General features: G+C 70.5%; 30 protein-coding genes. 11 read left to right on the top strand and 19 right to left on the bottom strand.

Annotated features, from left to right (window positions below):
• Positions 1-3: 3 nt before the first annotated feature.
• Entirely contained in the window at positions 4-723 is a 720-nt protein-coding gene (locus HHUB_RS03595; RefSeq protein WP_059056236.1) for an NAD(P)/FAD-dependent oxidoreductase, read from the bottom strand.
• An 87-nt stretch (positions 724-810) separates the two neighbouring features.
• Here HHUB_RS03595 and HHUB_RS03590 point away from each other — a divergent pair, with 87 nt between their 5' ends.
• Together HHUB_RS03590 and HHUB_RS03585 are read left to right on the top strand one after the other, a co-directional pair.
• Positions 811-1,302: a type II toxin-antitoxin system RatA family toxin gene (locus tag HHUB_RS03590; RefSeq protein WP_059056235.1), complete on the top strand. Its 492-nt coding sequence runs from the start codon at positions 811-813 to the stop codon at positions 1,300-1,302.
• A 121-nt stretch (positions 1,303-1,423) separates the two neighbouring features.
• Positions 1,424-2,503 carry a Gfo/Idh/MocA family protein gene (locus HHUB_RS03585; RefSeq protein ID WP_059058179.1) on the top strand — a complete coding sequence of 360 codons (1,080 nt, stop codon included), beginning with the start codon at positions 1,424-1,426 and terminating at the stop codon, positions 2,501-2,503.
• A gap of 4 nt (positions 2,504-2,507) precedes the next feature.
• Here the strand turns inward: HHUB_RS03585 and HHUB_RS03580 are convergent, their stop codons facing one another.
• Complete coding sequence (locus HHUB_RS03580; protein ID WP_059056234.1) at positions 2,508-3,056, bottom strand: plastocyanin/azurin family copper-binding protein; 549 nt, start codon at positions 3,054-3,056, stop codon at positions 2,508-2,510.
• Between the two features lie 178 nt (positions 3,057-3,234).
• Here HHUB_RS03580 and HHUB_RS03575 point away from each other — a divergent pair, with 178 nt between their 5' ends.
• From HHUB_RS03575 to HHUB_RS03560, 4 genes are all read left to right on the top strand, one after another.
• Complete coding sequence (locus tag HHUB_RS03575) at positions 3,235-3,492, top strand: MTH865 family protein (RefSeq protein WP_059056233.1); 258 nt, start codon at positions 3,235-3,237, stop codon at positions 3,490-3,492.
• A gap of 58 nt (positions 3,493-3,550) precedes the next feature.
• Positions 3,551-4,852: a M28 family peptidase gene (locus HHUB_RS03570; RefSeq protein WP_059058177.1), complete on the top strand. Its 1,302-nt coding sequence runs from the start codon at positions 3,551-3,553 to the stop codon at positions 4,850-4,852.
• 81 nt (positions 4,853-4,933) lie between these two features.
• Complete coding sequence (locus tag HHUB_RS03565; RefSeq protein WP_059056232.1) at positions 4,934-5,653, top strand: NAD(+)/NADH kinase; 720 nt, start codon at positions 4,934-4,936, stop codon at positions 5,651-5,653.
• 45 nt (positions 5,654-5,698) lie between these two features.
• On the top strand, positions 5,699-6,139 hold the full coding sequence (locus HHUB_RS03560) for a DUF7313 family protein (RefSeq protein WP_059056231.1): 441 nt from the start codon (positions 5,699-5,701) through the stop codon (positions 6,137-6,139).
• Positions 6,140-6,381: 242 nt separating this feature from the next.
• Here the strand turns inward: HHUB_RS03560 and HHUB_RS03555 are convergent, their stop codons facing one another.
• The 9 genes from HHUB_RS03555 to HHUB_RS03515 form a co-directional block, all read right to left on the bottom strand.
• Positions 6,382-6,642 (bottom strand): DUF7314 family protein, encoded by a 261-nt coding sequence (locus tag HHUB_RS03555; RefSeq protein ID WP_059056230.1) that lies wholly within the window; start codon positions 6,640-6,642, stop codon positions 6,382-6,384.
• On the bottom strand, positions 6,635-6,928 hold the full coding sequence (locus HHUB_RS03550) for a DUF7315 family membrane protein (protein ID WP_059056229.1): 294 nt from the start codon (positions 6,926-6,928) through the stop codon (positions 6,635-6,637). The genes HHUB_RS03555 and HHUB_RS03550 overlap by 8 nt, the downstream gene beginning before the upstream one ends.
• Before the next feature lie 129 nt (positions 6,929-7,057).
• A complete protein-coding gene (locus tag HHUB_RS03545) occupies positions 7,058-7,822 on the bottom strand; it encodes a cytochrome b family protein (RefSeq protein WP_059056228.1) in 765 nt (254 codons plus the stop codon).
• A gap of 4 nt (positions 7,823-7,826) precedes the next feature.
• The gene (locus tag HHUB_RS03540) at positions 7,827-8,642 is read right to left on the bottom strand and encodes a cytochrome b (RefSeq protein ID WP_059056227.1); all 816 of its coding nucleotides are present in this window, start codon (positions 8,640-8,642) and stop codon (positions 7,827-7,829) included.
• Positions 8,643-9,476 (bottom strand): Rieske 2Fe-2S domain-containing protein, encoded by an 834-nt coding sequence (locus tag HHUB_RS03535; RefSeq protein ID WP_059056226.1) that lies wholly within the window; start codon positions 9,474-9,476, stop codon positions 8,643-8,645.
• Positions 9,476-9,862 carry a DUF7318 family protein gene (locus HHUB_RS03530; protein WP_059056225.1) on the bottom strand — a complete coding sequence of 129 codons (387 nt, stop codon included), beginning with the start codon at positions 9,860-9,862 and terminating at the stop codon, positions 9,476-9,478. The genes HHUB_RS03535 and HHUB_RS03530 overlap by 1 nt, the downstream gene beginning before the upstream one ends.
• Positions 9,863-10,537: a plastocyanin/azurin family copper-binding protein gene (locus HHUB_RS03525; RefSeq protein WP_059056224.1), complete on the bottom strand. Its 675-nt coding sequence runs from the start codon at positions 10,535-10,537 to the stop codon at positions 9,863-9,865.
• Positions 10,538-10,622: 85 nt separating this feature from the next.
• Entirely contained in the window at positions 10,623-11,477 is an 855-nt protein-coding gene (locus tag HHUB_RS03520; protein ID WP_059056223.1) for a DUF7319 domain-containing protein, read from the bottom strand.
• A gap of 40 nt (positions 11,478-11,517) precedes the next feature.
• Positions 11,518-11,955, bottom strand: a complete 438-nt coding sequence (locus tag HHUB_RS03515; protein ID WP_059056222.1) for a hypothetical protein — start codon at positions 11,953-11,955, stop codon at positions 11,518-11,520.
• 111 nt (positions 11,956-12,066) lie between these two features.
• On the opposite strand from HHUB_RS03515, the gene HHUB_RS03510 reads away from it, so the two are divergent.
• On the top strand, positions 12,067-12,552 hold the full coding sequence (locus HHUB_RS03510; RefSeq protein WP_059056221.1) for a DUF7321 family protein: 486 nt from the start codon (positions 12,067-12,069) through the stop codon (positions 12,550-12,552).
• Positions 12,553-12,558: 6 nt separating this feature from the next.
• On the opposite strand, the gene HHUB_RS03505 is transcribed toward HHUB_RS03510, so the two are convergent.
• Together HHUB_RS03505 and nth are read right to left on the bottom strand one after the other, a co-directional pair.
• Complete coding sequence (locus tag HHUB_RS03505; protein WP_059056220.1) at positions 12,559-13,260, bottom strand: ArsR/SmtB family transcription factor; 702 nt, start codon at positions 13,258-13,260, stop codon at positions 12,559-12,561.
• Between the two features lie 98 nt (positions 13,261-13,358).
• Complete coding sequence (nth, locus tag HHUB_RS03500) at positions 13,359-14,042, bottom strand: endonuclease III (RefSeq protein ID WP_059056219.1); 684 nt, start codon at positions 14,040-14,042, stop codon at positions 13,359-13,361.
• A 245-nt stretch (positions 14,043-14,287) separates the two neighbouring features.
• On the opposite strand from nth, the gene mvaD reads away from it, so the two are divergent.
• From mvaD to HHUB_RS03485, 3 genes are read left to right on the top strand one after another with little or no spacing between them, the layout of a single operon-like run.
• Complete coding sequence (gene mvaD, locus HHUB_RS03495) at positions 14,288-15,268, top strand: phosphomevalonate decarboxylase MvaD (protein WP_059056218.1); 981 nt, start codon at positions 14,288-14,290, stop codon at positions 15,266-15,268.
• 40 nt (positions 15,269-15,308) lie between these two features.
• Complete coding sequence (locus HHUB_RS03490; protein ID WP_059056217.1) at positions 15,309-16,451, top strand: NAD(P)/FAD-dependent oxidoreductase; 1,143 nt, start codon at positions 15,309-15,311, stop codon at positions 16,449-16,451.
• A 60-nt stretch (positions 16,452-16,511) separates the two neighbouring features.
• Positions 16,512-17,162: a response regulator gene (locus HHUB_RS03485; RefSeq protein ID WP_082687159.1), complete on the top strand. Its 651-nt coding sequence runs from the start codon at positions 16,512-16,514 to the stop codon at positions 17,160-17,162.
• Between the two features lie 2 nt (positions 17,163-17,164).
• On the opposite strand, the gene HHUB_RS03480 is transcribed toward HHUB_RS03485, so the two are convergent.
• The 6 genes from HHUB_RS03480 to HHUB_RS03455 form a co-directional block, all read right to left on the bottom strand.
• Positions 17,165-18,967: a sensor histidine kinase gene (locus HHUB_RS03480; protein WP_059056216.1), complete on the bottom strand. Its 1,803-nt coding sequence runs from the start codon at positions 18,965-18,967 to the stop codon at positions 17,165-17,167.
• 49 nt (positions 18,968-19,016) lie between these two features.
• Positions 19,017-20,057: an ATP-binding protein gene (locus HHUB_RS03475; RefSeq protein ID WP_059056215.1), complete on the bottom strand. Its 1,041-nt coding sequence runs from the start codon at positions 20,055-20,057 to the stop codon at positions 19,017-19,019.
• A gap of 77 nt (positions 20,058-20,134) precedes the next feature.
• Positions 20,135-20,830, bottom strand: a complete 696-nt coding sequence (locus HHUB_RS03470) for a hypothetical protein (protein WP_059056214.1) — start codon at positions 20,828-20,830, stop codon at positions 20,135-20,137.
• The gene (locus HHUB_RS03465) at positions 20,823-21,104 is read right to left on the bottom strand and encodes a sulfurtransferase TusA family protein (protein ID WP_059056213.1); all 282 of its coding nucleotides are present in this window, start codon (positions 21,102-21,104) and stop codon (positions 20,823-20,825) included. Before HHUB_RS03465 ends, HHUB_RS03470 begins: the two co-directional genes overlap by 8 nt.
• Positions 21,104-22,054, bottom strand: coding sequence for a CopD family protein (locus tag HHUB_RS17310; protein WP_059056212.1), 951 nt, complete (start codon positions 22,052-22,054; stop codon positions 21,104-21,106). The genes HHUB_RS03465 and HHUB_RS17310 overlap by 1 nt, the downstream gene beginning before the upstream one ends.
• Before the next feature lie 73 nt (positions 22,055-22,127).
• Complete coding sequence (locus HHUB_RS03455; RefSeq protein WP_059056211.1) at positions 22,128-23,303, bottom strand: hypothetical protein; 1,176 nt, start codon at positions 23,301-23,303, stop codon at positions 22,128-22,130.
• A 69-nt stretch (positions 23,304-23,372) separates the two neighbouring features.
• Here HHUB_RS03455 and HHUB_RS03450 point away from each other — a divergent pair, with 69 nt between their 5' ends.
• Positions 23,373-24,290, top strand: coding sequence for a hypothetical protein (locus tag HHUB_RS03450; protein ID WP_143416407.1), 918 nt, complete (start codon positions 23,373-23,375; stop codon positions 24,288-24,290).
• The last annotated feature ends 3 nt before the right edge of the window (positions 24,291-24,293 follow it).

The raw sequence follows: 24,293 nt of genomic DNA, 5'->3' as shown, positions 1-24,293 counted from the left end.
TGGTCAGTCGTCGTCTTCGACGCTCGGGTGCATCGTCGGCGGGTCCGCCGGGGAGAGCGCGGCGAGGGCGTCCAGACTCGCCTGCTCGCGCTCGCGGCGCTCGGCCTCGCCGATTTCCTCGCAACCCGGCGGCACGTCGCGGTCGCGGCCCGTGAAGTAGCCCTCGGGCGCGACCCAGTCGTGGTAGTGGGGGACGTCGCTGTCGTCGATGACCGTGAGGCCGACAGTCGCGCCGTGGCCGGCCGCGACGACGGTCTGGTGGGACTGGCGCGCGACGCGGCCGGCGGCGTAGACGCCGTCGCGGTCGGTGCGCCCGAACTCGTCCACGCCGAGCATCGTCTTCGACCCGCGGTCGATGCGCGACAACTCGAAGTCGTCGAGGTAGGAGCTGTCCGGCCACGACGCCGCGACCACGAAGTCCGCAGTGTCAGTGGCGGCTGCGTCCGTCTCGACGACGAAGCCGTCGTCGGTGCCGGCGACGCGTTCGACGCGCGCTTCGACGAACTCCACGCCGGCGTTCTCGGCCTGCTGGCGGGTGGCGTCGAGGAAGGTGCGGGCGTTCACGCCCGCGGGGAAGCCGGGGACGTTCTCCAAGTGAGCGTTGCGCGCGAGAATCGGCTCGCCGGCGTCGTAGACGGTCGTGTCGAGGCCGGCGCGTGCGGTGTAGATGGCGGCGGTCAGGCCCGCGGGCCCGCCACCGACCACGGCGACGTGTTCGGTCATGGCTCCCGGTTGGCGTCGAGCGGATACAAGCGCCGCGGTCCCGGCAGGCCACAGTAGACCTTTGACGCCGCGCAACGAAGGCGACGTGTGAACACGGTCGAGGTGAGCACAGACGTCCGCGTCCCCCCGGCGGAAGCGTACGCGTTCGTCGCCGACTTCCCGCGGTACGCCAAGTATTCGGAGTACCTGCAGTCGGTCACCCAGCACGGGAACGGCGGCGCGGGCACCGAGTACGAACTGACGTTCGCGTGGTGGAAGCTCACGCACGCGGTGCGCTCGCGCGTGACCGACACGGACGAACCCGAGCGAATCGACTGGAAACTCGTGGACGGCATCGACGCGCACGGCCGCTGGGAGGTCGCCGAGACCGACGACGGGTCGCGGGTGACGTTCGTCGTCACGTACGACACGGACAGCGCGCGCGGCGCGCTCGACCTCCCGCGGCTGGTCTCCCTCGACTGGGTGGTCGAGCGGGTCGTGGACAAGGTCGTCGAGGAGGGCGAGCGCGTCGTCGAACGCGTCGTCGCGGACCTCGAAGGCGAGCGCCGACCGGTCGAACTCACCGTCGAGACGCACTGACCACGGCAACGCTTATCCGGTACCGAGTGAACCCTGCGGACGTGACAGCACACGACACGAGCGCCGGGTTCGGCGCCCGACGGAGGGCGGGGCAGTGACCGACGAACCGCTCTCAGTGGGGATGCTCGGCTACGGGTTCATGGGCGACGCGCACGCGAACGCGCTCCGCTCGCTCCCGCAGTTCTTCCCGGACGCGCCGGCGGTATCGCTTGACGTGCTCGTCGGTCGCGACGAGACCGCCGCTCGCGAGGCCGCGGACCGCCTCGGCTTCGACCGCGTGGCGACCGACTGGCGGGACGCAATCGACGACGTGGACGTCTTCTACAACCTCGGGCCGAACGACGTCCACGTAGAGCCCTCCATCGCGGCGCTGGAGGAGGACGTCCACGTGCTCTGCGAGAAGCCGCTCGCGCCCACCGTGGAAGCCGCCGAGCGGATGGCGGACGCGGCCGCGGCCAGCGACGCCGTCGCGGCGACGGGGTTCAACTACCGGTTCGTGCCCGCCGTCCAGTACGCCAAGCAGCTAATCGAGGACGGCGCGCTCGGCGAGATTCGGCACGCGCGCTTCCGCTACCTCCAGGACTGGCTGGTGGACGCGGACGCGCCGTGGACGTGGCGGATGGACGCCGAATCCGCGGGGTCGGGCGCGCTCGGCGACCTCGGCGCGCACAGCTTCGACCTCGCGCGCTTCCTCGTCGGCGACGTCGACGCCGTCAGCGGGCACCGCGAGACGTTCGTCGAGGAGCGCGTCCCCGAGGGCGAGAGCGAACCCCGCTCGGTCACCGTCGACGACGCGTTCGCGGCGCACGCGGAGTTCGCGAACGGCGCGATGGGGACCTTCGAGGCGACGCGGTACGCGACCGGCCGGAAGAACGGCCACACGTTCGAAATCGACGGCTCGGAGGGCGCGCTCCGGTTCGACCTCGAACGCCTCAACGAACTTGAGGTCCGCCGCGGCGACGGCCGCGGCTTCGAGACGGTGCTGGTCACGGACGACGACGACCCCTACGGCGAGCACTGGTGGCCCGCGGGCCACGTCCTCGGCTGGGAGCACACGTTCGTCCACGAGAACAGCGAGTTCCTCGGGGCGGCCGCCGGCGGGGGCGAGTACGCCCCGGACTTCGCGGACGGGCTCGCGGTGCAGCGGCTGCTGGACGCCGTCGAGCGCAGTGACGACCGCCGCGAGTGGGTGACGGTCTAGAAAGTTACTCCCCGAAGTCGCCCTCGTAGTCGCCGCCGTACCGCATGAAGAGGTAAGTGAGACCGAGCACCGACACCAGCGACCCGGTCGCGGCGACGCCGAGGTTCAGCGCGCTGTCCGGGAGGATGGACTGGTAGCCGGTGTTCTCCGGCGGGTTCTCCGTGACCTCGATGACGCCCTCCATGCCGAGGCTGGCGTGGGGCGTACAGACGTACTCGTAGGTGCCCTCGGTCTCGAAGGTGTGCTCGTAGGTGAACCCGGAGTCTTCGAGGGGCTCGTGGCCCGACCAGTCCGAGCCCGACGGCGTCGACTGGGGAACGACGTTGTGGCCGCTGGACCCCCACTCCCAGCGGACGGTGCCACCGGGCTGCACGTAGGCGGTCTCTGGGTCGAAGACGTTGCTCCCGCCCGGGCCGACGGTGACGACCGTCGGGCCGCCCTCGCCTTCCTGCGCGGCGGCCGTTCCAGTCGCGGCGACCCCCGCAGCGGCGGCGCCGACACCCGTTCGGAGGAAACTGCGGCGCGTCACCCGCTCGTCTGCATCGGAGTTCATGCCCGGGGCTAGGGGACACCGGGTACTGAATACTTTGGTTTGCGGTCTGCGCGGGCTGTCGGGAGTCGCGGACGGAACGCGGCGAGCGCCGGGGCAGACGAGCGTCGAGCGTGGAAACTCTCCGCGCCGGGTCGAAGGTTCCAGAACCCTTTTGCCGGGTCGCTGTCCACGTGCGAACATGGCAGACGTCGAATCCGAACTCCGCAAGGAACTCTTAGACGCGTTCTCGAACGCCGACTACCCCGTGAAGAACCAGATGGGGCTGGTGCCCGCGCTCCCGGACGGCCCCTCGACGAAGTTCGAGGCCGGCGACAAGTCCTTCACCGCGATGGAGCTGGCGACGAAGCTCTCCAGCCGCGCGGACTTCCCCTACGACGACGCCGAATCCCTCGTCGACGACGTCATCGAGGGCCTGAAGGACGAAGGCGACCTCTGAGCGCGGCGCGACTTCTCCTTCCGTAACGACTTACGGCGTGGTCGGCGTCGGTACGGCCATGACCGACTGGATTGGCGACGTGTTCACCAGCGACACCGGCTGGAGCCACCTCGAGACGCTCGTGGACGTGCGCGACCGGATGGCCGGGTCGCCGGGCGAGCGCGAGGCCGCGGAAGCGACGCGGGACGCGCTCGCGGCCGCCTGCGGTGACGCCACCCTCGACGAGTTCGAGATTCAAGGCTGGACGCGCGGCGACGGCGCCGTCGAGACGCCGGACGGCGACGAGGACTGCATCGCGCTCCCGCGCAGTCCGAACGGCGACGTCGCCGGCGAGTTCGTGGACCTCGGCTACGGCCTCCCGAGCGACTTCGAGGACGCGGACCTCGACGGGAAGGTCGTGATGGTCGCCTCGGACGTGCCCGGCTGGTACGACCGCTACCTCCACCGCCGAGAGAAGTACTACCATGCCGTCGAGGCGGGGGCGGCCGCGTTCGTCTACAAGAACCACGTCGAGGGCCAGCTCCCGCCGACGGGGAGCGTCGGCACGGAGGACCAGCCGCTCGGCGAGATTCCCGCGCTCGGCGTCTCCAAGGAGGTCGGCGCGCGCCTCGGCCGGAAGTACGACGGCGACACCGTGGGCGTCTCCGTGAGCGCCGAGGTCGGCGACGCGACGAGTCAGAACGTCCACGCGACGCTCGGCCCGGACACCGACGAGGAGCTGCTCGTGACCAGCCACGTGGACGCCCACGACATCGCGGAGGGCGCGATGGACAACGGCGCCGGCACCGCGATGGTCGTCGAGCTCGCGCACGCGCTCGCCGACCGCGAGGCCGACCTCGACACGAAGGTCCGGTTCGTCTGCTTCGGCGCGGAGGAAGTCGGGCTGGTCGGCTCCGCCTACGACGCCGCGAACCGCGACCGCGAGCAGGTCCGCGCCGTGTTGAACCTCGACGGGGTCGTCGCCGGCCGCACGCTGGAGTTCTACACGCACCACTTCGACGCGCTCGGCGACGCCGCCCGCACGGTCGCACAGCGCTTCGACCACCCGATTTCGGTGACCCCAGAGATGGGGCCGCACTCCGACCACTGGGAGTACGTGAAGTTCGGCGTGCCCGGCTACCACGTCACCAGTCAGACCGACGGCGACGGCCGCGGCTGGGGGCACACGCACGCGGACACGCTCGACAAACTGGAAGTGCGGACGTTCCGCGAGCAAGCAATTCTCCTCACCGCGCTCGCGGTCGAACTCGCCAGCGACGGGTTCGCGGTCGCACACGCCAGCGAGGCCGACGTGGCCGCCGCACTGGAAGCCGAGGACCTCGCGGAGGGGATGCAGATTACCGGCGACTGGCCGTACTGACGCCGGGAGCCCGTAGCCTTTTTGCGACTGCCGGCCCCGCGTTCCGACCATGAGCGAGACGATGCCGCGTGGGGTGTCGCGGTGACGCGCGTCGGCGTGCTCGGTGACGGAGCGACCGCCGCCGACCTCGTGCGCGACGCCGGCGGGGAAGCGGTCGTCGGCGACGAGGCGCTGGACAGCGACGCGGACGTACTCGCGGCGCTCGGCGAGGACGCGCTCCTCGACGCGCTGGCCGCGGCGCCGGGCGCGCCCGTCCTCCCGGTGGGCGCCGGCGACGAGTACGGCGGCGTCACCCGCGACGACCTGCCGGACGCGCTGGCCGCGCTCGCCGGCGGCGACTACGAGGTCGACGAGCGGCCGACGCTCGCGGTCGGTGCCGGCGAGCGGACGGTGCGCGCGCTCGCGGACGTGATGCTCGTGACCGACGAGCCCGCGCGCATCTCCGAGTACGCGGTCGCCACGCGGGGCCGCGACGTCGACGCGGTGCGCGCGGACGGCGTCGTCGTCGCGACGCCCGCCGGCAGCCACGGCTACGCCGGCGACGCGAACGGCCCGCTGCTGTCCGCGGACGCCGACGCGCTCGCGGTCGTGCCCGTCGCGCCGTTCCGCGTCGAGCGCGTCCAGTGGGTGCTGGACGCGCCCGCCACCGTCACCGTCGTCCGCGAGGAAGCCGACGTGTCGCTGCTCGTGGACGGCCGCGACCGCGGGTTCGCCGCTCCGCACGACCCCGTCGAACTCGACTGGGGGGAGCCGTTCCCCGTCGCGGTCGTCGCGGCGTCGCGGGGCGTCGGCTTCGAGTGAGCGTATTGGAAAAGACATAATACCGCGACAGACCGACGTTCGCGCATGGCAGTTCCATCGGTCACGCTCTTCGGGCCACTCGACACGGTGCTGGCGCCCTACGCCGAGTACGCCGTGTTGGTCATGGTCGTGTTGAACTTCGTCAGCCGGCGGGTCGCCCACGCCGCCCACGAACGGCAGGCCGAGAACGGCGCGGACGCGCTCTCGTGGCACCCGTTCCACGCCTTCACGACGTGGGGCGTCGTGCTGTTGAGCTTCTACTACCTGACGCTGCACCACCACAGCGGCATGGTGTTGTCCGTGCTCGCGCTCGGCACGATGCTCGCCGACTTCTTCGAGTTCGAAGCGCGCAAGGTCGAAGCCCGCGAGGGCCTCGAACTGGAAGCCCCGAAGGGCGCTCTCGTCGCGGCGACCATCACGTTCCTGTACGCCGCCTACATCAGCGTCTTCTTCCTCATCAAGCCGTACTGGGTGCAGGTCGTCTGAGGCGGCCCGCCGACGCTTCTCTACTGCGACAGATTCCGCAGCGACCGCGCCGATTTCTCGACGCGACGCTTCGCTCCGCTTCGGTCAGCGACGAGCAGTGACACGGCTCCGAGCAGCGTGACGCGCGAGCCGTAACGCCCGACCACTAAGAGCGCGACGCGCGCGCGGAACTGCTCGACACAGAGTACGGGAGAGCGACGGCTACGCGGACGGGCGACGTCCGTCAGAAGGAACGGGAGCGGTTACTCGCTGCCGATGCCCGCGTACAGCTGCCGGCCCAGCGGCACGCCCACCCAGAACAGGGCCGCGCCGAAGATGGCCAGCCAGAACATCGACTCCGTCAGTATCAGCGCGGCCTCGCCGAGCATCGAGAGGTCGCTCGGCGGCGCGCCGGTGAGCTGTGCGCCCGAGAAGCTCGGGGTCTTGTACCAGCCCGCAAGCACCATCCAGATGAGGCCCGCGCCCGTCAACAGGCCGAGCCCCTTCGCGAACTCGTCAGCCATTATCCGAAGGTTCGTCGCCGCTGTCTTTATCCTTTGCCATTCCGCTGGCGCGGAACCGCGAGGAGAACGCGTACACGAGCCCCCCGACCGCGATGAGGCCGACGCCGAGCGCCGCGAGCGCGACGTTCACGTCCTCGGGCGCCGCCCGTCCCGCGTTCGTCGCGCTGTCCAGCGAGACGAACCCGAGGACGACCGTGACGACGGCGAACAGCGTCGAGAAGACGGTCACGGACTTGTAGAGCCGGTCGGGCACGACCACGTCTCTGCCACGTTCGTCGTCACCCATTGGTCGGAGGAACGGCCGCGCGGTACTTCACTGTCGCGGTCGGCGGGGAACGCGTGCACTCGCGACGAACGTGAGGCGGGAGAACGGAGAGAAGCGGGAGAACTGAGAGCGGCGGGCGGTCGGAGCCGGTTACTTCGGCGGCCGGAGCTTGTAGTACCGGCGGTTGAGGTCGTACATGTACCCCTCGCGCATCGTCTTCAGCAGGGCGTACGCGATGGCGCCGGCTATCGGCGGCACGAGGAACGTCAGGTCGAACAGGAGGTGGGAGTCCAGCGGAATCAGGTTCTTCATGGAGAGCGCGCTGATGGTCACCGCGAACACGACGCCCATCACGCCGACGGACGCCCAGAACGGCTGCTCGACGGGCCGGCGCGCGCTCCCCTTGTTGAGGAACGGGACGATGGCGATGAACCCGACGACGACGAGGTTCGCGACCACGCCGTACGTCCGGTCGGCCATCAGCTTCTCCCCGCCGAGGATGGCGAGGTCGGGGTTCAGCGGGCCGAGCTTCAGCAGGCCGAACGACCAGTAGAGGTACCAATCCGGCAGGATGATGCTCGGCGTCTGGCTCGGGTTCGCGGGCGCGCCGAGGTGCGGCGGGAGCGTCGACGCCAGGAAGAAAATCATCCCGACGAAGAAACTCGTCAGCGCGAGGTTCCGGATGAGCTCGTGGGGCCAGACCGGGAACGCGAGCACGTCGCGCTCGACGTAGTCGGACTCCTCGCGGAGGTCCTGGTCCTCCCGGCGGGAGCGCTCGAAGTACTCGTAGGTCAGCCGGGAGAGGCCGGTCGTGCGCTCCTTGCGTTCGCGCCACGTCGGCGTCTCGTCGTCCGGCGGAACGATGCCCGTGCCGTCGGTGCGAGCCGCGTCGTCGGTGTGTTCGTCGTCTGCCATGGTTTTAGTGGGGTTCCGCGATGCCCTGCATCCAGACGAGTCCGAGGTGGATGGCGATGACCGTCGTCACCACGAACGGGAGCAGGAACACGTGGAGGATGTACATTCGCTGGAGTGTCGGCTGCCCCGGCGAGAAGCCGCCGAACACGAGCTGTGCGACCCATTCGCCGATGAGCGGAATCGAGAGGCTCATCTCGACGCCGATCTGCCCCGCCCAGAACGCCAGCTGGTCCCACGGGAGCAGGTAGCCCGTGTACCCGAAGACCATCGTGAGGCTGAGCAGGACGATGCCGATGATCCAGTTGACCTCGCGGGGTTCCTTGTACGCGCCCGTGAAGTAGACGCGCAGCATGTGCAGGAACACCGCGGCGGTCATCACCTGCGCGGCCCACCGGTGCAGCGACCGGAGGAAGAACCCGAAGTTCAGGTCCGTCATGATGGCGGCGACCGCGCTGTACGCGACGGTCGCGCCCTCGATGTTCGACGACGCGGCGGCGGCCGTCGACGGCGAGTAGTAGAACCCGAGCAACGCGCCGGATATCGCCGCGACGACGTACGCCAGCGTCGAGAAGAACCCCAGCGAGTACAGTGGGTACCAGTACCAGAACTTGTTGTCGAGGTTGTACTGCTCGGTGTGGCTCTTCGGCATCTGGAGGTTGACCCGGTAGTACAGCGTCTCCAGCAGTTCGAGGTAGTCGACCAGCCGGAGCCGCTTGTCCAGCCAGACGAGCGTCGCGAGGAACGTGTGCTCGATGGGCGTGAGGTCTTTCTCCTCGAGCCACGCGTCGTGGTCGTGGTCGTCCTTGCGTTCGACGCTCATTTATCCGTCCTCCGGGCGCGGGTACGCCGTGAAACTGCGCTTGACGATGCTGTACGGGTCGTAGATGGACTGGTGGCACGCACAGTAAATCTTGTCGCCGGCGCCCTCGTAGTTCGAGGATCGGTAGCCGGGCACACAGCAGTAGTGCGTGCACTTGTTGAGGAACGCCATGAAGCCGTTCTCCGTGGCGGCGTCGAGCCACTCGCCGACTTCGCCGCTGGCGTCCTCGATGGCGTCCTCGAGGAGCGTGCTCCGGATGACCTGCACCGGAATCGAGTTGTCGGTGTCCTGGGAGCGCCACGTCACGGACGCGGGCTTCCCGATGCCGGCCTCGCCGTAGTCGTTGGCCCACGTGTCGTAGTCGGAGAAGTCGTCGACGTGGACCTGGCCGGAGCCGGGCTGCCAGTCGTAGGAGCTGGAGCCGCCCGAGTACCGGAAGTAGTTGTCGCCCTCGTAGCTCGGCTGGAGGCCCTCGTAGTCCTGGATGCCGCAGTACTGGAACCAGTCGACTTCGTAGGTGATGCCGCCGAGGTCTTCGCGGGCGACCTGGACCGTCTCGCCCTGCTGTTCGACTTCCTGAACCTCGGGGTAGACGCCGCGGAGGTACCCCTCGTCGTCGATTTCGAGGGGGACCATCGGCATCGCACGCGGCGCGGGCCCGCCGGTGTTCTGGACGCCGAAGTACGTCGTCTGGCCGCCACCGGTCCCCGTCTGGTTGGTGACCGCGTCGAGGCTGGCGACGCCGGCGGTGCCGATGCCGGCCACGCCGGCGCTCCCGACGACGCCCTTCACGAAGCGGCGGCGTCCCGAACTCTCTGGGTACTTGTCAGACATTATTTCTCGTAGTAGGGGTAGATTGCCTTCTTGAACTGTTCGCTGACGTCACCGAACGCGGACTCGCCGTCGACCTGGTCCTCACGGACGTAGAGGTCTTCCCACTTGCGCCGGCGCTTCTTCACGATCATCACGTCCGGCAGGAACTCCTTGCGGTAGAGGAGCAGGACGAACGAGAGGTCGATGAAGATGGCCGCGAGGAGGAACCCGAGGTACATGTTGCCGACGGGGTCCACGCCCCAGCCCGTGACGAGGCCGTACGCGAACACCGCCACGAACGCGACTTCGACGAGCGTCAGCAACACGATTGCGACGGTCGCCGCCGTGCTCTCGCGGGCGGGCTCGTACCGGTGGATGTCGCCGTAGTTGGAGCCTTTCGAGGACATTTATTCTTTGTTGGGTGCGCTCGCGTGCTGTGATTCGCCGTACTTGAGGACGAAGAAGGCGTAGACGAGCGACACGATCATCATCAGGATGGTCGCGATGCCCACGAAGTGTGCCTGGAACGGCACGCCCATCTCTTCGGGGTGGAGCTCGGCTCCGCCGCCTTCGCCTCCGGGTGCCTGTCCGCTCTCGTTGACGACCACGGTGCCGACCATGCCGGCGCCGGCGTGGGGCGTACAGACGTAGTCGTACTCCCCGGTCGGGCCCTCGAACGTGTGCGAGTACGTGAACCCGGAGTCCTCCAGTGGTTCGTGGCCCTCCCACGAGGCCTCCTCGGGGATGCTGTCCGGGACGACGTTGTGGCCGCCCGCCGCCCACTCCCACTCGACCGTCGCACCCGGCTGGATGTAGACGGTCTCGGGTTCGAAGACGAGCTGGCCGTTGGGGGCGACCGTCACCGTCTTCGTCGTCCCCGCGCCCGGGAGTCCTCCGTCCTCGCCCGAGTCGCCCTCCGACGTCGTGGCGTTCCCGGACGTGCCGTTCCCGGAGGTCGTGTTGTTTCCTTCGCCCTCCTGGACGGCGGCGGACGTGGAGGACGACCGAGCGCCGGCTGCGCCGATGGCTGCAGCGCCGCCGGCCGAACCGGTCGCAATCTTCAGAAAGTCCCGCCTCTTCATACAGTCGTGAGTCAGGATGGCTCCCGCATAAACCCACCGATGGCCGCGCGGAACGAGACGGGCCGTACGCCGGTTCTACCGGCGTTCAGGGGGCGTCGGAGTCGTCTCGCTGGCTGTCCGTTTCGGGGACGAACGACGGCCGTTCGCCGTCACCGAGTCCCGTCGAGCGCAGCCGGTTGCGGAACTCCTCGGAGCGGAAGCGGTCCGACAGCCGGGCGTTGGCGACGATTACCAGCATCAGCGCGCCGAACAGCACGAACCCGACGCCAGCGATGACGGCGATGATGGCGGAGTTCCCGAGCGGGTACAGCTCCAGCGTCGTCCCGGCCACCGAGCAGGCGCGCGCGGCCGACCCCGCGACCGACGGGCACGACCGCACGAGCGGGTCGTAGAACAGCGGCGAGAGGACGAGGAGGACGCCGACGACGACCTGCGCGAGCCCGATGTACTGGAGCAGCGTCGTCCCGAGGCCGCCGCTCCCCTCGGGGACCTCTTGGGGGTCCGGGAGGCCGGCGTCCTCGGGGGCGTCGGGGACGTCGTAGTCGTCCATCGAGCAGAGCGCGACCGTCGGCTTCACGTCCCGGAGGACGGTGCCGGTGCCCTGCACCGTGCCGTCGGCGTAGACGACCGCGTACCCCTCGTCGGAGTACGCGAGCACGACGGGTTCGCCGTCGATGGTGTCGCGTTCGACGACCGCGAACACGTCCCGCGTGGCGACCCGGTGCCGGAGGTCGCCCTCCACGCGGTCGAGCAGCCGCTCGCCCGTAATCCACGTGTCCGGGTCGAAGGCGGCGTCCCACTCCTCGGCGGACATTTCGGCCATCTCCTTCGGGCCGAACTCCTCGAAGTCGACCTGCTCTCGGAGGTCCGCCGGCGTCTCGGCGTCGGGCTCCTCGTCCGGCGCGGGCTTGTCGCCCTCGCCGGCGTTGGAGTCAGTCATCACCTCGGAGTTGCGCGTGAAGCGGGTAAACGCTTCCGACCTACACGACCGCCATGCTGACGTCGGTGTCGTTCTCGTTGACAGTCACCCTGTGGTGCTCGTATCCGAGGACGTCGGCCTCGTAGACGACTTCGCCGCCGCGCTCGACGATCACGTGCACGTCGTGGCCGCGGTCGTGAATCTCGCGCGTGAGGTCGACTTCCCGGCCGGCGGGGACTTCGTACGACTCTGCGTCGCCGTCGGGCGCCAGCGTCACCGTGGCGTTCTCCACACCCGCGCTAGCGCGCACCGTGAGGTGTTCGGGGGAGTGCGACGTGCCGACGCCAGTGTGCGGTGCGGTCGTGTCACTAGACGTCGTCTCCGTCGGTGTCGCCGTCGGCGCAGTCGTCGGGGCCGTCTCGCTGCCGGTCGGCGCGAGCCCCGCACAGCCCGCGACGGCGACGAGGAGGGCGACGTCGGCGATGCGCGTCGGGGACATGACCGAGGCTGTGTCCGAGACCGGTAAACGTCTTGTGTCAGGCCGTCCCGTGGTTTCCGCGCCGAGGGAACGAAGCGAACCCGTTTAGTCGCGTCGCGCGAACGTCCCGCTATGGTCGAGGACGTGACGGTGGCGAGCGTCGCGGCGTTGCTGGTCACCGCGAGCTTCCCGTGCTACCTCTACGGCGCGTGGATCATCATCGACGCCGAGACCGTCACGTGGGGGACGCTGCGGCATCACCTCGCGTACATCTTCGTGGGGCTCGCGCTCAACACCGTCCCCGTCGTCTTCTGGATGGTCCCGGCGCTGGTCGACCAGCTCGGCGGGTTCGCGGTGCTGCACGCGTTCTTCGGCGTGCAGGCGTACGCGCTGTTGGCGTTCGCGCTCACCGGCATCGTCCCCATCCTGCGCGCGAAGCGCGAGTACAACCTCTACAACGACCCCGACCAGGACGTCGACCTCGACGAGATTCACGAGAACATGAGCGCGTGGCGGCTCCGCCTGCGCGCGGGCGTCGTCGGCTACGTGCTCTGCTGGCTGGTCGCGTGGGTGCTCGGCGTCGCGCAGTTCGTGACGAAGTACCAGACGCAGTTCTGAACGGCGTTACCGCCGCCGGTACCAGACGTAGGCGAAGACGACCGCGAGCACGAGCAGCCCGCCGGCGAAGAACAGCACGCCCGGCGGGAGCGACTGCGCGGCCGACTGCGAGGCCTGCTGCGTGACGTTGCTCGCGGCGGTCGTCGTCGCTTGCGCCGTCTCCGTGGCCTGCTCGTTCATGATGCCGACGTCTCCGCCCTGAGTCGTCGCCGGCGCGGGCGTCGCGCCGCCCGCGTCGCCGCCCGTTGTCTGGTAGTCCGGCGACGCCTGCCCGCCGAACAGCCGCTGGACGACGAGGCTCGCGACGCCGAGGAATCCGACCGCGCCGAGCACGCGCAACAGCCGGTCTTTCAGCGACGGCTTCGACGCCTCGTCGGCCGCGAACACGACCAGCGACTCCGACGCGGGCGCGTACACGTTCATCTCCCGGCCCTGCTCGGAGTACCACGTGTCGGCGACCTCCACGAGCTCGGCGTCCACGAGCTTCTCTAGGTGGTAGGTGGCGTTCTGGAGGGACGTGTCGCACTGCTCGGCGACGCTGGAGGCGGTGTCGGGCTCCTCGTACAGCGCGGCGAGAATCTCGCGGGCGGTGCTCGAAGACAGCGCTTCGAACACTTCGGCGGCGGCGTCCTCGCGGATGCCGACCACGCGGGAGCCGTCGCCGCGCTCGACGGTCGACCGCGAGGGGAGCAAGCGGTTCTCTGCCATCTGCGCGGGGCTACACGTCGCTCCCTCAAAGCACCTCCTAAAGCTAAAGCCCCGATTTGAGTCTCCGCGACGGGAGTGAAACGCGCGTCGTCGGCTCGCTACCACTCGGTGCCGTCGGCGAGGTCGACGTCGCTGTCGAGCTTCGAGGACGGACAGACGTCTTCGAGCAGGCAGTCCCCGCAGTCGGGGTTGCGCGCGGTGCAGGTGTCCCGGCCGTGGCTGATGAGCCAGTGCGTGAAGTTCTGCCAGTGCTCGCGCGGCACGACCGGCATCAAGTCCTCCTCGATGGCCTCGGGACGTTCCTCCTCGGTGATGCCGAGCCGCCGCGAGATGCGCTGGACGTGCGTGTCCACGACGATGCCCTCGGTGATGTCGTGGCCGTGCTGGAGCACGACGTTCGCGGTCTTCCGGCCGACGCCCGACAGGTCGGTGAGTTCGCTCATCGTGTCCGGCACCTCGCCGTCGTGGTCCTCCACGATGGTCTGCGCGGCGCTCTTGATGTAGCCGGCCTTGCTGTTGTAGTACGTGATGGAGTTGAGGTCCTCCGCGAGTTCCTCCTCGTCGGCGTTCGCGTAGTCCTCGATGGACTCGTACTTCTCGAAGAGGTGGGCGGTCTCCTTGTTCACGCGCTCGTCGGTGCACTGCGCGGACAGAATCACGGCAATCAGCAGTTCGAGGCGGTTCGAGAAGTTCAGCGAAATCTCGGGGTCGGGGTACTCGTCGCTGAGGCGGTCGATGACCTCCTCGACCTGTGCCTCCCGGGTGTCCAGCGGCGTTCCCATACCCGGAACTCGACCGGCGCGCCTTTCCCTGTAACGGAACCGGCCGGGCGAACGTTCAAATGCGAGGCCGGGACCACGGTCACGCGTGACCTGACGACGGCGGCAGGGTGCTCGCGGGAGCGCGGCACGCCGCCCTGCCGACCCGCCGGCGCGCGTGCCGCCTGTCAGCCTGATTCCGACGCGGACAGCGCGAGCGCCGACCGGCTTCCGGGACGTTTATGCGCGCGACAGACCCCCATCGGGGTATGAAAGCGACCGCGCGAGCCCACCCGATTCAGGGCATCGTGAAGTACCACGGGATGCGGGACGAGGACCTCCGGCTCCCCTACCACGACTCCATCAGCGTCTGCACCGCGCCGAGCAACACGACGACGACCGTCGAGTTCCAGCCCGACCGCGACGAGGACACGTACGTCATCGACGGCGAGGAGGTCGAGGGCTCGGGCGCCGACCGCATCCGGAAGGTCGTCGACGAGGTCCGCGAGCGAGCAGGCACCGACGACCGCGTGTGCGTCGAGAGCGAGAACAACTTCCAGTCGAACATCGGCCTCGGGTCGTCGGCGTCGGGGTTCGCGGCGCTCGCTCGCGCGGCCACCGAGGCCGCGGGACTGGACCTCTCGCTGCCCGAGATTTCGACCATCGCGCGGCGCGGCTCCGCCTCCGCGGCGCGCGCGGTCACGGGCGGGTTCTCGGACCTCCACACGGGCCTGAACGACGAGGACTGCCGGAGCGAGCGCCTCGACGTCCCCGAGGAGTTCGTCGACGACCTCCGCATCGTCATCGCGAAGGTCCCCTCCTACAAGGAGACCGGGCACGCGCACGCCGAGGCCGCCGAGAGCCACATGTTCGAGGCGCGCCTCTCCCACATCCACGCGCAACTGGCGGAGGCCCGCGACGCGCTCCGCGAGGGCGACTTCCAGCGCGTGTTCGAGACCGCCGAGCACGACTCGCTGTCGCTGGCGGCGACGACGATGACCGGCCCGTCGGGGTGGGTGTACTGGAAGCCGGACACCATCGAGGTGTTCGACGCCGTCCGCGACCTCCGCAGCGAAGAGGACGTCCCCGTCTACTTCTCGACGGACACGGGCGCGACGGTCTACGTGAACACGCGCGCCGAGTACGCCGACGAGGTCGAGGCGGCCGTCGCGGAGACGGGCGTCGAGACGGACGTCTGGGAGGTCGGCGGCCCCGCACGGATTCTCGACGAGAGCGACGCGCTGTTCTGACGGCGGGTACGGTTTTGGCGCTGGCTCGCGTAGCACCGGTATGCGCGTCGTCGTACTCGGCGGTGGCTACGCGGGCGTCGTCCTGACCGACCGACTGGAAGACCGGCTGCCGGCAGACGTCGACCTCGTGGTCGTCGACGACACCGGCGAACACCTCGTCCAGCACGAACTCCACCGCGTGATACGCCACCCGGAGTTCGGCGACGACGTCGTCGTCCCGCTCGACGACATCTTCGACCGGGCGCGTGTCGAGGTCGCGACCGTCGAGGACGTCGACCGCGACGCCCGGCAGGTCGAACTCGCGGACGGCACCAGTCTCGACTACGACGTGGCCGCGGTCTGCCTCGGCGCGGAGACGGCGTACTACGGCCTCCCGGGCGTCGAGGCGCACGCCAGCCCGCTGAAGCGACTGCCCGACGCCGCGCGCATCCGCAGCGAGTTCGAGGACCTCCTCGAATCGGGCGGCGGCACGGCTGTCGTCGGTGGTGCCGGCCTCTCCGGCGTACAGACGGCGGGCGAACTCGCGGCGTTCGCGCGCGAGGCGGACGCCGACGCGGACGTGGTGTTGCTCGAACAGCGCGAGACGGTCGCGCCGTCGTTCCCCGAGCAGTTCCGAGCGGCGGTCCGCGACGAACTCGACCGCGAGGACGTGGACGTGCGCACCGGCGTTACCGTCTCGCGGGCGACGGACGAGGTAATCGAGACCGACGACGGCGACGTGGCGTACGACGTGTTCGTGTGGACGGGCGGCATCCGCGGCCCGGACGCGCTCGACGGCGAGCGCGTGGACGTCCACGCGGACTTCGCCGCCGACGACCGGACGCTCGTACTCGGGGACGCCGCGCGTGTTATTGACGCCGAGGGAACGGCAGTACCGGCGTCCGCGCAGGCGGCCGTCCGCGAGGCGAAGGTCGCGGCGCGGAACGTCGAGAAACTGGTCGCGGACGTACGCGAGCGCGACGACGGCTTCCGGCCGCGACTGGAACAGTACACGTTCGACTCGCCGGGCTGGCTGGTGAGCGTCGGGGATGGCGCGGTCGCACAGGTCGGCCCGACAGTGCTCCGGGGCGCCGCGGCGAACGCCGTGAAGTCCGGCGTGGGCGCGAGCTACCTCGCCTCTGCGGCCGGCGTCCGGGACGCGGTCGGGTTGCTCCGCGAGGAGTTCGACCTCGCCGGGGAGTGAGCGCGCTCGTGTAACCTGACGGCCAATCCAGTTTTACGGGGGCCAGCCGACTACACTGGTATGACCGCCGACAGTTTCGCGGCTTCGGGTCCGCCCGCGCAGACCGACGGGAGCGGGGCTGGCGAGAGCAGCGACGCGCTCGACGGCGACCACACGGTTCTCGTCGTCGACGACGAGGCCGAGTTCGCGGAGGCAGTCGGTGACTGGATAGACCAGCGCTGGAACGCGGTCGTCGCGACCGACGGCGAGGAAGCGCTCGAGAAGTACGGCCCGCACGTCGACGCCGTGTTGCTCGACCGGCGGATGCCGAAGCGCTCCGGCGACGAAACCCTCCGGGAGATTCGCGAGCGCGACGGGAGCGCTCGCGTCGCGATGCTGACGGCGCTGGAGCCCGACCTCAACGTCGTCGAGTTGGACTACGATATGTACCTGGAGAAGCCCGTGGACCGCGAGGAGGTCGTGGACGCCACCCGGGAGCTGCTGGAGCGCGCGAACTACACGCGGGAGCTCCGGGCGCTGTACGCGCTCAGCTCGAAAATCGCGGAGTTGCAGGCGCGCTACGACGAGTCGAAGCTGGCCGACGACGAGCGCTTCCAGCGGCTGCAGACGGAATTAGAGCGCGTGCGCGAGCAGGCCGCCGCACAGCTCGACGGCACCGACGACGGGACGATGGCTGAACTCCTGCAGGTCGTCGAGGACGCCGACCGGTAACGTCACGTCGACGCCACGGGGAGCGTGATGCGGACGACGGTGCCCGTGGGTTCGTTGTCTCTGATTTCAACGCCGCCGCCGTAGGATTCGACGGTTTTGCGCACGAGGAACAGCCCGAAGCCGCTGCCGGAGCTGTGCTCGCCGAGTTCGCCGCGCTCGAACACTGCGTCCTTGCGGTCGTCGGGGATGCCGGGGCCGTTGTCGGCGACGCGGACGACCACCCAGTCGCCGTGGCGCTCCGCGTCGACGTGGACGCGCGGCGTCTCCTTGTCGTTGTGTTCGACGGCGTTCGTGAGGACGTTCTCCAGCACCGGTTCGAGGAGTTCGTCGGCGCTCACGGCGACCTCGGGGACGTCGCCGAGCGAGACGTCGGCGTCCTCGTAGGCGGTGCGCGTGCCGTCGGCGACGGCTTCGAGCGCGGGGCGGAGGTCCACGGGCCGGAGGACGTGTTCGTCGTCCTCGACGAGGGACTTGGTGTAGGTGCGCATCGTCTGGACGAACTCCGCCATGCGGTCGAGGTGGTCGAGGAGGACGTCGCGGTGGTCCACGAGGTCGTCGGCGTCGTCGAGCGTCTGGAGTCGCGCCTTCACGACCTGCACGTCGTTGAGGAGGTTGTGGCGGAGCGTGCGGTTGATGAAGTCCAGTTCCTCGCGCTCGTCGGCGAGTTCGCGCTCGTAGTCGAGGCGCCCGAGCACGTCGTCGAGGTGGGTCGCGAGCACGTTGACCGCGTTCAGTTCGCGCGTCGCGAGGTCGGCCGCGAGTTCGATGCGGCCGCGGTCGCCGACCGCCGCGACCGTGTCGAACGTGGCGTCGGCGTCATCGGGCCCGGCGACGACCTCGCCGTCGAGCACGACGCGGACCGCTGCGGGTGCGTACAGTTCCTCGACGGCTTCCCGGGCGAGCGCCGCGGCGCGGTCGCGGCTCTCGGCGTTCACGAGCTTCGACGCGTACTCGTGGAGGAGGTCGAGGCGTTCGTTGGCTTCCCGCTCGCGCGCGAGCTGTTTCTGTTCGGTGACGTCGGTGGCGACGACGTAGACGTACGTGCGCCCGCGGTCGGTATCGTGGGGGACGAACTGGACGATGAACTCGCGGGCGTCGCGGGCGGCGTCCGCGACCGGATGGACACCGTCCGCGTCGCTGTACGCGACCTCTCGGGTCGTCGTCTCGCCGTCGTGGTCGCCGTCAAGCAGCGACGACAGCGAGGTGGCCGCAAGCCGGGCGGCGTTCTCGATGGCGGCTTCCGGGTCGGCGAACGTCTCCCGGAAGCGCTCGTTCGCCGACGACACCGCCGGCGAGCCGTCCGCGAGTTCGACGGTGGCGACGGCGTCGCTGGTGTTCTCGAAGAGGCCGGCGAGGCGGTTGCGCTCCACCCGGAGGTCGCGGCGCCGGCTGGCCGAGCGTGCGCGGTAGACGCCGATACCGAACGACCCGAGCGCGCCGACGACGACCGCGTCGAGCGCGATGACGTACGGCTTGAGGTCCTGCATCGTCCACGACTGGACGACGACAATCCACGCGAACAGCGCGGCCGTCGCGGCGGTGCCGGCGAACGTCGTGGCGGCGACGATAGTAGCGTGGTCGCCGTCCGCCCGCGAGCGCGCGAGCCAGACGCCGCCGGCGACGAGGAGCGCGGCGAGCGCGAACAGGCTGACGTTCTCGGCGAGCGACGGGAGCAGCGCCCAGCCGAGGTCGGTGGTGTCGTCCCAGACGTCGTACACCGGCACGGCGAACAGCGCCACGCCGAGCGCGGCGACGGCGTACCCGGCGAGGCGCCGGCGGCTGTCCGACGCTGTGGCGGTGGTCATTTGTCGTGAGTGCCGGCAGCAAGCAGTTAAGCGTACTCGCCGAACCGGGTCACGCGGCGCCGGCGCGCGGCAGTTCGACGGCGAAGACGGCGCCGCGCGGTTCGTTGGCGGCGGCTTCGACGTGGCCGTCGTAGTGGTCGACGAGCGTCCGCACGAGTTCGAGGCCGCCGTCGGCGTCCGCGAGGACGTCCGTTTCGACGCCGGGGCCGTTGTCGCGGACTTCGAACCGGACCGTCTCGTTGGCGCGCGCGACCGCGACCTCGACCCGGGGGTCGTCGGCGTCGTTGTGTTCGGCGGCGTTCTCCACGAGGTTGTCGACGACCGACTGGACGGCGTCGTTCGCGCGCACGAGCGCCCGCTCGGGGAGCTCGGTGTCGACGGCGACGGCGTGGGCGTCGGCGACGCGGTCGGCCGCGGTCTCGACGGCCGGGACGAGGTCCACGGGTTCGAGCGCGGCGTCGTCGCCGAGCGTGTCCGCGATGGTGCCGGCGTTCTCGATGCGGTCGAGGGCCTCGTCGGTCTGCTCGTGAATCGTCGTCGCGCGGGACTCGACGGCTTCGTCGTCGCTCGCGGTGGCGAGCAGCTCCGCCTGCCCGCGGATGATGCCGAGGCTGTTGCGGATGTCGTGACGGAGCACGTCGTTGACGAACGCGAACGCGTCGCTGGCGCGGGCGGCGCGTTCGGCGTCGCGGCGCGCGCGGACGTAGAAGACGCCCGCGGCGAAGCCGGCGACGGCGCCGACGCCCGCGTCCACGAGCATCGGGAACACGGGTTCGACGACGTTCCGGCCCTCGAACTCGCGAATCGCGACGGTGAGCACGGTGACGCTGGTGAAGAGCGCGCTGCCGGCCATCGACCACGCCGCGACGAGCCAGCGGGCGTCGGCGTCCACGTCGGCGCCGTGCAGCCAGTAGCCGGCGACGAGGAGCAACGCGGCGGGGATGGCGTCGACGACGAACGCGGACAGCGGCCCGCCCGTGTGGTTGATGTGCTCGATTTCGGTGGCGTGGTGGGCCGCCGAGACGGCGAGCAGGGCGACCGCGAACCCGACGACGACCGCGACCGGCACGTGTCGTCGCAGACTGCCCATGCGGGAACCGACCGCGGACGACAACTTAGTTGTTTGTAGTCACGGCGCGGGTGAAACGCTTCGGAGTGAACGGTCGGTCAGTTCTGTGGGTGCTGGAGCGTGAAGGGGCTGTCCTCGCCGGGGGACGCGCGCAGGACGCGCTGGACGCGGTTGTGCCACTGGTCGTAGAACCGCTGGCGCTCGGCCGCCGAGGCCTCGCCGGCGACCAGTTTCGGAATCAGGTCCGTGACGCTGCCGCCGTCCGCGCCCGGCGGCGACATCCCGACGGCGCCCGGCGCGAACGAGACGCGGACGCTGTCGTCGGTGTCGAGGCGGTGGAACGCGAACGTGCGCCCGGGGCCGTCGAGGTCGGTAAAGGAGAGGAGGTTCTCGCGGCCGCCGTAGCCGCCGAAACCAGTGAACCCAGTTTCGCGGTCGGCGCCGGTGACGTGACTGACGACGTTCGCCATCGGGCCGAGGCCGTGGTCGTCGGGCTCGCCGCCGACCTCGACGGCGACATCGCTGCGGACAGGGAGGTCGTCGGGGTAGAGGTCGTCGAGCGCAAGCTGGGTCGCGCGGTAGGCGCCCGCGACGGCGGGACAAGCGTGGCCCGCGGCGAGCACGACCTCGGGGAAGCCGACGACCAGCGGGTCGCCCTCGGGGACGACGCCGAGCACCTCCGCGAGCGGGTCCCGGACCGCGATGGGGTCGGCGTCCGCGAGGTGCTGGAAGTTCGTGCGCTCGGTGCCGCGTCTCGGTGTCGGGTCAGTGTCGGGGTCGACGAGGTCACTCATGGATTTCGAGGTAGGTGGTGTACTGCTTGCGGAGGACGCGCCGCCGGCTCTCGACGACGGCGAGCAGTTCGTGGGGGGTCTCGGCGGCGAGCTTCGGGTACTCGGTCTTCGCGCGGCGGTCGGTGCTCTGAATCTCCAGCACCGACCCCGGCGGAAGGTCTTCGAGCGCGCGCTGGACGCGCACGATGCCGTTCGCGCAGCCGCGGCCGCGGTTGTCCACGGTGCGGTCGGGGTCGACGTCGGGCTCGGTGTCGGGGACGTCGAGGTCGGGCATCAGTCGCCCACCTCCCCGTCCATCTCCGCGAGGTCGCAGACGCCGTCGATGGGCGAGCACGCGCGCCACATCGGGCACGCGAGGAAGATGGCGAACAGGACCGCGACGAACCCGAGCTTCGCGAGCACCGCGAGCCCGGCGGTCGTCCCGACGTACGTGCCGGGGCTGGTGCCGAGCACGTCCACGGACTGGAAGACGCCGGTCGCGACGAGCGTCGGGATGACGAACCGCACCGTCCAGCGGAAGCGTTCGAGCTGCTCGCCGGCGGCCCGGACGACCGGCGGGGTCGGCCGGAGCTGGCCGGTCGGCACGGCGACGAAGATGTTCCAGACGGCGCCGCCGACCCACGCCGCGAACGCGAGCAGGTGGACGGCGCGGGAGGCCGTCGGGACGGCCCCACCGCCGGCGAGTGCGACGTCGGCGGCGGCGGACAGCGCGACGGCGAGCACCGCGCCGGCGAGCGCGAGGACGCCCGCTGTCGTGCGGAAGCGCTCGGGGACGGGCGCGTCGTCGTAGGTATCGACGGCGCCGGCGCCGAGGGTGAGCGCGAGCGCGCCGGCGAGGCCGCCGCGGAGCGCGAGCGGCGCGTCGGCGTAGGCGACGGTGAGCAGTGCGACGCCCGCGACGGCGACCACGGCGAGCGCGCCGACCGCGATGCGGTCGAAGCGCCGGTACATCTCCGCGCAGTAGTCCGCGGCGGCGTCCACGTCGCCGGGGCGGACGAAGCCGTGCTTCCAGAGCAGGCCGCCGAGCAGGACGCCGAGCGCGACGAAGTACCCCCACTTGGCGAGCGCGACCAGCGGCGACCACTGGCCCGCGAGGTCGAGGGTCAGCGCGGTGCCGACCAGCGACGCCGCGAGGATGACGGTGAGCGCGGCTTTCGGGAGGAGGTACTTGTCGAAGAGTTCGTCGGCGACTGTGCCGGCCTGCTCGTGGGTCACGTCTGCCATCGCGACTGGAACACCTCACCGGGAGTTAGGCACACCTAAACTAAGGGCTGTGCGCGGACATGTTCGGTCGGGGTCAGCGCGCCTCCAGCGCGGCGACGACCGCGGCGAGGACGAACGCGAGGGCGACCGAGCCCGCCGCGGCGAGTGCACGGCCCGCGCTCGCCAGCGCGGAGATTCCGAGCGCGAGACCGCTCGCTTCGACCGCCGCACCGCCGAGCAGCGCGGCGAGCGCGGCCCGCGTCGTCGACTCACTGGCGCCCCTGGCGTCGGCGACGCTCGGCGGGTAGAACTGGACGAGGAACCCCGCGACGGTGACGGCCAGAAAGCCCCCGAGCACGAGCGCGACGTGCCCCTCGATGCGGGCCGGTGAGAGCCAGCCGGCGGCGACGCCGCCCGCGACGAGGACGGCGACCGCGCCCGCCGCGAGGCCAGCGAGGATGCCGGAGAGACCGACGCGCCGGCGGTCCGAGCGAGCGAACAGCACCACCGCGTGCGCGAAGAACGCCACGACGGCCGCGCCCTCGACGGCCGCGGCGGCGCGGAACAGCCAGCCACCCCACAGCGAGGCGGCGAGCAGGCCGGGGCCGACGCTCCCCGCGACGAGGACGAAGACCGAGGGCGCCGCGAGCGGGTCCACGCCGAGGAACCGCGGGAGCAGACGCACGCCGAGCGCGAACACGAGGAGCGCGGCGACGCCCGCGGCGAACAGGTGGGAGACGCCGGCGGGCGACGCCGCGAGCAGGCGCGGTGCGGCGGTCTGCGCGGCGAGCAGGTCGTACGACCCGGCGGCGAGGTACACGAACGGGACGGGGACGGCGAGCACGGCGGCGCGCTCGGCGAGGTTCGAGGCGTCCGCGAACGGGTCCCGGGCGACGCCGCGAAGCGACCGCGCCAGCGACCCGACGAACACCGCGACGCCGGCCGCCCACAACAGCGCGCCCGCGAGTCGCGTGCCGTCCGGCGTCGCAGAGAAGTGGCTCGCCGCGAGCAGTAGCGTCCCGGAGGCGGCGAGCGCGAGGTGGACGCCGGGGAGGTGGCTAGAGCGGTGGACGCGGCCGAAGTACGCGGGCACGAGCAGGTACGCGTGCCCGAAGACGACGTGGAGCACGAACCCGAGCACGGCGAGTTCGACGGCGCTCCCGGCGGGGACGCCCGCGAGCAGGCCGACTCGCCAGAGCAGGAGGAAGGCGACGCCCGCGAGCGTGAACAGCCGCGTCCACCGCCCGACGCCGGAGCCAGTCGCTGCCACGGGCGGGACGACGACCCGCGCGACGGAGACACCTCTGTCGAATATATTCGACTCCGCGGACGTGCGGGTGTGCCACACCGAACATCTGCGGACGCAGGCCTATGCCCGCTCGCGGCCTACGTCGCGGCGATGGACTCCTCCATGCGCGACTCCGGCGCGGGCGTCGAGTGGACGCCCGCGACCGCCGACGACCGCCGCGCGCCGGTCCGGCGGAACGTCCGGTACCTCGAAGCCGTCCTCGAACACCGGGGGCTGGAGGCGACGCGGTTCGGCGGCGGCTTCTTCCCCGACGCCGTCCCCTACACGTGCGGGGAGGAAGCTCGCGTCTTCTACTGGCGGCCGGTGCTGGACGCCGCCGCGCCCCCCGCCGGCGAGTGGAGCCACGTCTGCGCGACGCCGTACCGCGTCCAGCCGGCGGGCGACGGAGAGCCGATCTCACCCGCGCTGACGGCCGACGACGGCCGCACGGTCGTCGTGGAGGGGACGGTCGGCGGCGACTCGACGGAAGCCGAACTCGCGACGGGCGTGGCTCCCGACGTGACTATCGAACGCGTGTCCGGAGACGAAGCGGTCGTCACAGCCGCCGGCGACCGCTACCGCGTGGCGCGCGGACAGCGCCGCGAACTCCCGCTCGGCGAGCGGCGGGTCGAACTCCCGGACGGGGAGACGGCGACCGCAGAGCCCGTGCTGTCCGTCCGATATCCGGGCGAGCGGACGTTCTACCACCCCGCGGTGGACGCGACCTACCGGCTGTTCCCGTCGTTCGGCCTCGACCTCGACGACGCGCCGCGCGCGCTGGACGTCGAACCGGGGCCGAACGTCACCGAGGACGCGGTCGCCGCGGAGTTGGGAGTGGACCTCGACTCGCGGCCGTACGCCGAGCGCGTGCTCTGGCAGGCGTTCGTCCACACCGCGTTCGGGAACGACGCCGCGCCGACGCTCGCGCAGTTTCCGGACGGCCTGCTCGCGGTATGGCCGGACGGCTGAATC

The sequence above is a fragment of the Halobacterium hubeiense genome, assembly GCF_001488575.1.
Lineage (GTDB): Archaea > Halobacteriota > Halobacteria > Halobacteriales > Halobacteriaceae > Halobacterium > Halobacterium hubeiense.
The sequence above is the reverse complement of the archived record's forward strand: the minus strand, read 5'-3'. Positions and strand labels throughout refer to the sequence as shown.

What these genes read in the sequence shown, in the direction of transcription:
- HHUB_RS03595 (WP_059056236.1), bottom strand. Translation starts at nt 723, where the DNA reads ATGACCGAACACGTCGCCGTGGTCGGTGGCGGGCCCGCGGGCCTGACC.
- HHUB_RS03585 (WP_059058179.1), top strand. Translation starts at nt 1,424, where the DNA reads ATGCTCGGCTACGGGTTCATGGGCGACGCGCACGCGAACGCGCTCCGC.
- HHUB_RS03580 (WP_059056234.1), bottom strand. Translation starts at nt 3,056, where the DNA reads ATGAACTCCGATGCAGACGAGCGGGTGACGCGCCGCAGTTTCCTCCGA.
- HHUB_RS03575 (WP_059056233.1), top strand. Translation starts at nt 3,235, where the DNA reads ATGGCAGACGTCGAATCCGAACTCCGCAAGGAACTCTTAGACGCGTTC.
- HHUB_RS03570 (WP_059058177.1), top strand. Translation starts at nt 3,551, where the DNA reads ATGACCGACTGGATTGGCGACGTGTTCACCAGCGACACCGGCTGGAGC.
- HHUB_RS03560 (WP_059056231.1), top strand. Translation starts at nt 5,699, where the DNA reads ATGGCAGTTCCATCGGTCACGCTCTTCGGGCCACTCGACACGGTGCTG.
- HHUB_RS03555 (WP_059056230.1), bottom strand. Translation starts at nt 6,642, where the DNA reads ATGGCTGACGAGTTCGCGAAGGGGCTCGGCCTGTTGACGGGCGCGGGC.
- HHUB_RS03550 (WP_059056229.1), bottom strand. Translation starts at nt 6,928, where the DNA reads ATGGGTGACGACGAACGTGGCAGAGACGTGGTCGTGCCCGACCGGCTC.
- HHUB_RS03545 (WP_059056228.1), bottom strand. Translation starts at nt 7,822, where the DNA reads ATGGCAGACGACGAACACACCGACGACGCGGCTCGCACCGACGGCACG.
- HHUB_RS03540 (WP_059056227.1), bottom strand. Translation starts at nt 8,642, where the DNA reads ATGAGCGTCGAACGCAAGGACGACCACGACCACGACGCGTGGCTCGAG.
- HHUB_RS03535 (WP_059056226.1), bottom strand. Translation starts at nt 9,476, where the DNA reads ATGTCTGACAAGTACCCAGAGAGTTCGGGACGCCGCCGCTTCGTGAAG.
- HHUB_RS03530 (WP_059056225.1), bottom strand. Translation starts at nt 9,862, where the DNA reads ATGTCCTCGAAAGGCTCCAACTACGGCGACATCCACCGGTACGAGCCC.
- HHUB_RS03525 (WP_059056224.1), bottom strand. Translation starts at nt 10,537, where the DNA reads ATGAAGAGGCGGGACTTTCTGAAGATTGCGACCGGTTCGGCCGGCGGC.
- HHUB_RS03520 (WP_059056223.1), bottom strand. Translation starts at nt 11,477, where the DNA reads ATGACTGACTCCAACGCCGGCGAGGGCGACAAGCCCGCGCCGGACGAG.
- HHUB_RS03515 (WP_059056222.1), bottom strand. Translation starts at nt 11,955, where the DNA reads ATGTCCCCGACGCGCATCGCCGACGTCGCCCTCCTCGTCGCCGTCGCG.
- HHUB_RS03510 (WP_059056221.1), top strand. Translation starts at nt 12,067, where the DNA reads ATGGTCGAGGACGTGACGGTGGCGAGCGTCGCGGCGTTGCTGGTCACC.
- HHUB_RS03505 (WP_059056220.1), bottom strand. Translation starts at nt 13,260, where the DNA reads ATGGCAGAGAACCGCTTGCTCCCCTCGCGGTCGACCGTCGAGCGCGGC.
- nth (WP_059056219.1), bottom strand. Translation starts at nt 14,042, where the DNA reads ATGGGAACGCCGCTGGACACCCGGGAGGCACAGGTCGAGGAGGTCATC.
- mvaD (WP_059056218.1), top strand. Translation starts at nt 14,288, where the DNA reads ATGAAAGCGACCGCGCGAGCCCACCCGATTCAGGGCATCGTGAAGTAC.
- HHUB_RS03490 (WP_059056217.1), top strand. Translation starts at nt 15,309, where the DNA reads ATGCGCGTCGTCGTACTCGGCGGTGGCTACGCGGGCGTCGTCCTGACC.
- HHUB_RS03485 (WP_082687159.1), top strand. Translation starts at nt 16,512, where the DNA reads ATGACCGCCGACAGTTTCGCGGCTTCGGGTCCGCCCGCGCAGACCGAC.
- HHUB_RS03480 (WP_059056216.1), bottom strand. Translation starts at nt 18,967, where the DNA reads ATGACCACCGCCACAGCGTCGGACAGCCGCCGGCGCCTCGCCGGGTAC.
- HHUB_RS03475 (WP_059056215.1), bottom strand. Translation starts at nt 20,057, where the DNA reads ATGGGCAGTCTGCGACGACACGTGCCGGTCGCGGTCGTCGTCGGGTTC.
- HHUB_RS03470 (WP_059056214.1), bottom strand. Translation starts at nt 20,830, where the DNA reads ATGAGTGACCTCGTCGACCCCGACACTGACCCGACACCGAGACGCGGC.
- HHUB_RS03465 (WP_059056213.1), bottom strand. Translation starts at nt 21,104, where the DNA reads ATGCCCGACCTCGACGTCCCCGACACCGAGCCCGACGTCGACCCCGAC.
- HHUB_RS17310 (WP_059056212.1), bottom strand. Translation starts at nt 22,054, where the DNA reads ATGGCAGACGTGACCCACGAGCAGGCCGGCACAGTCGCCGACGAACTC.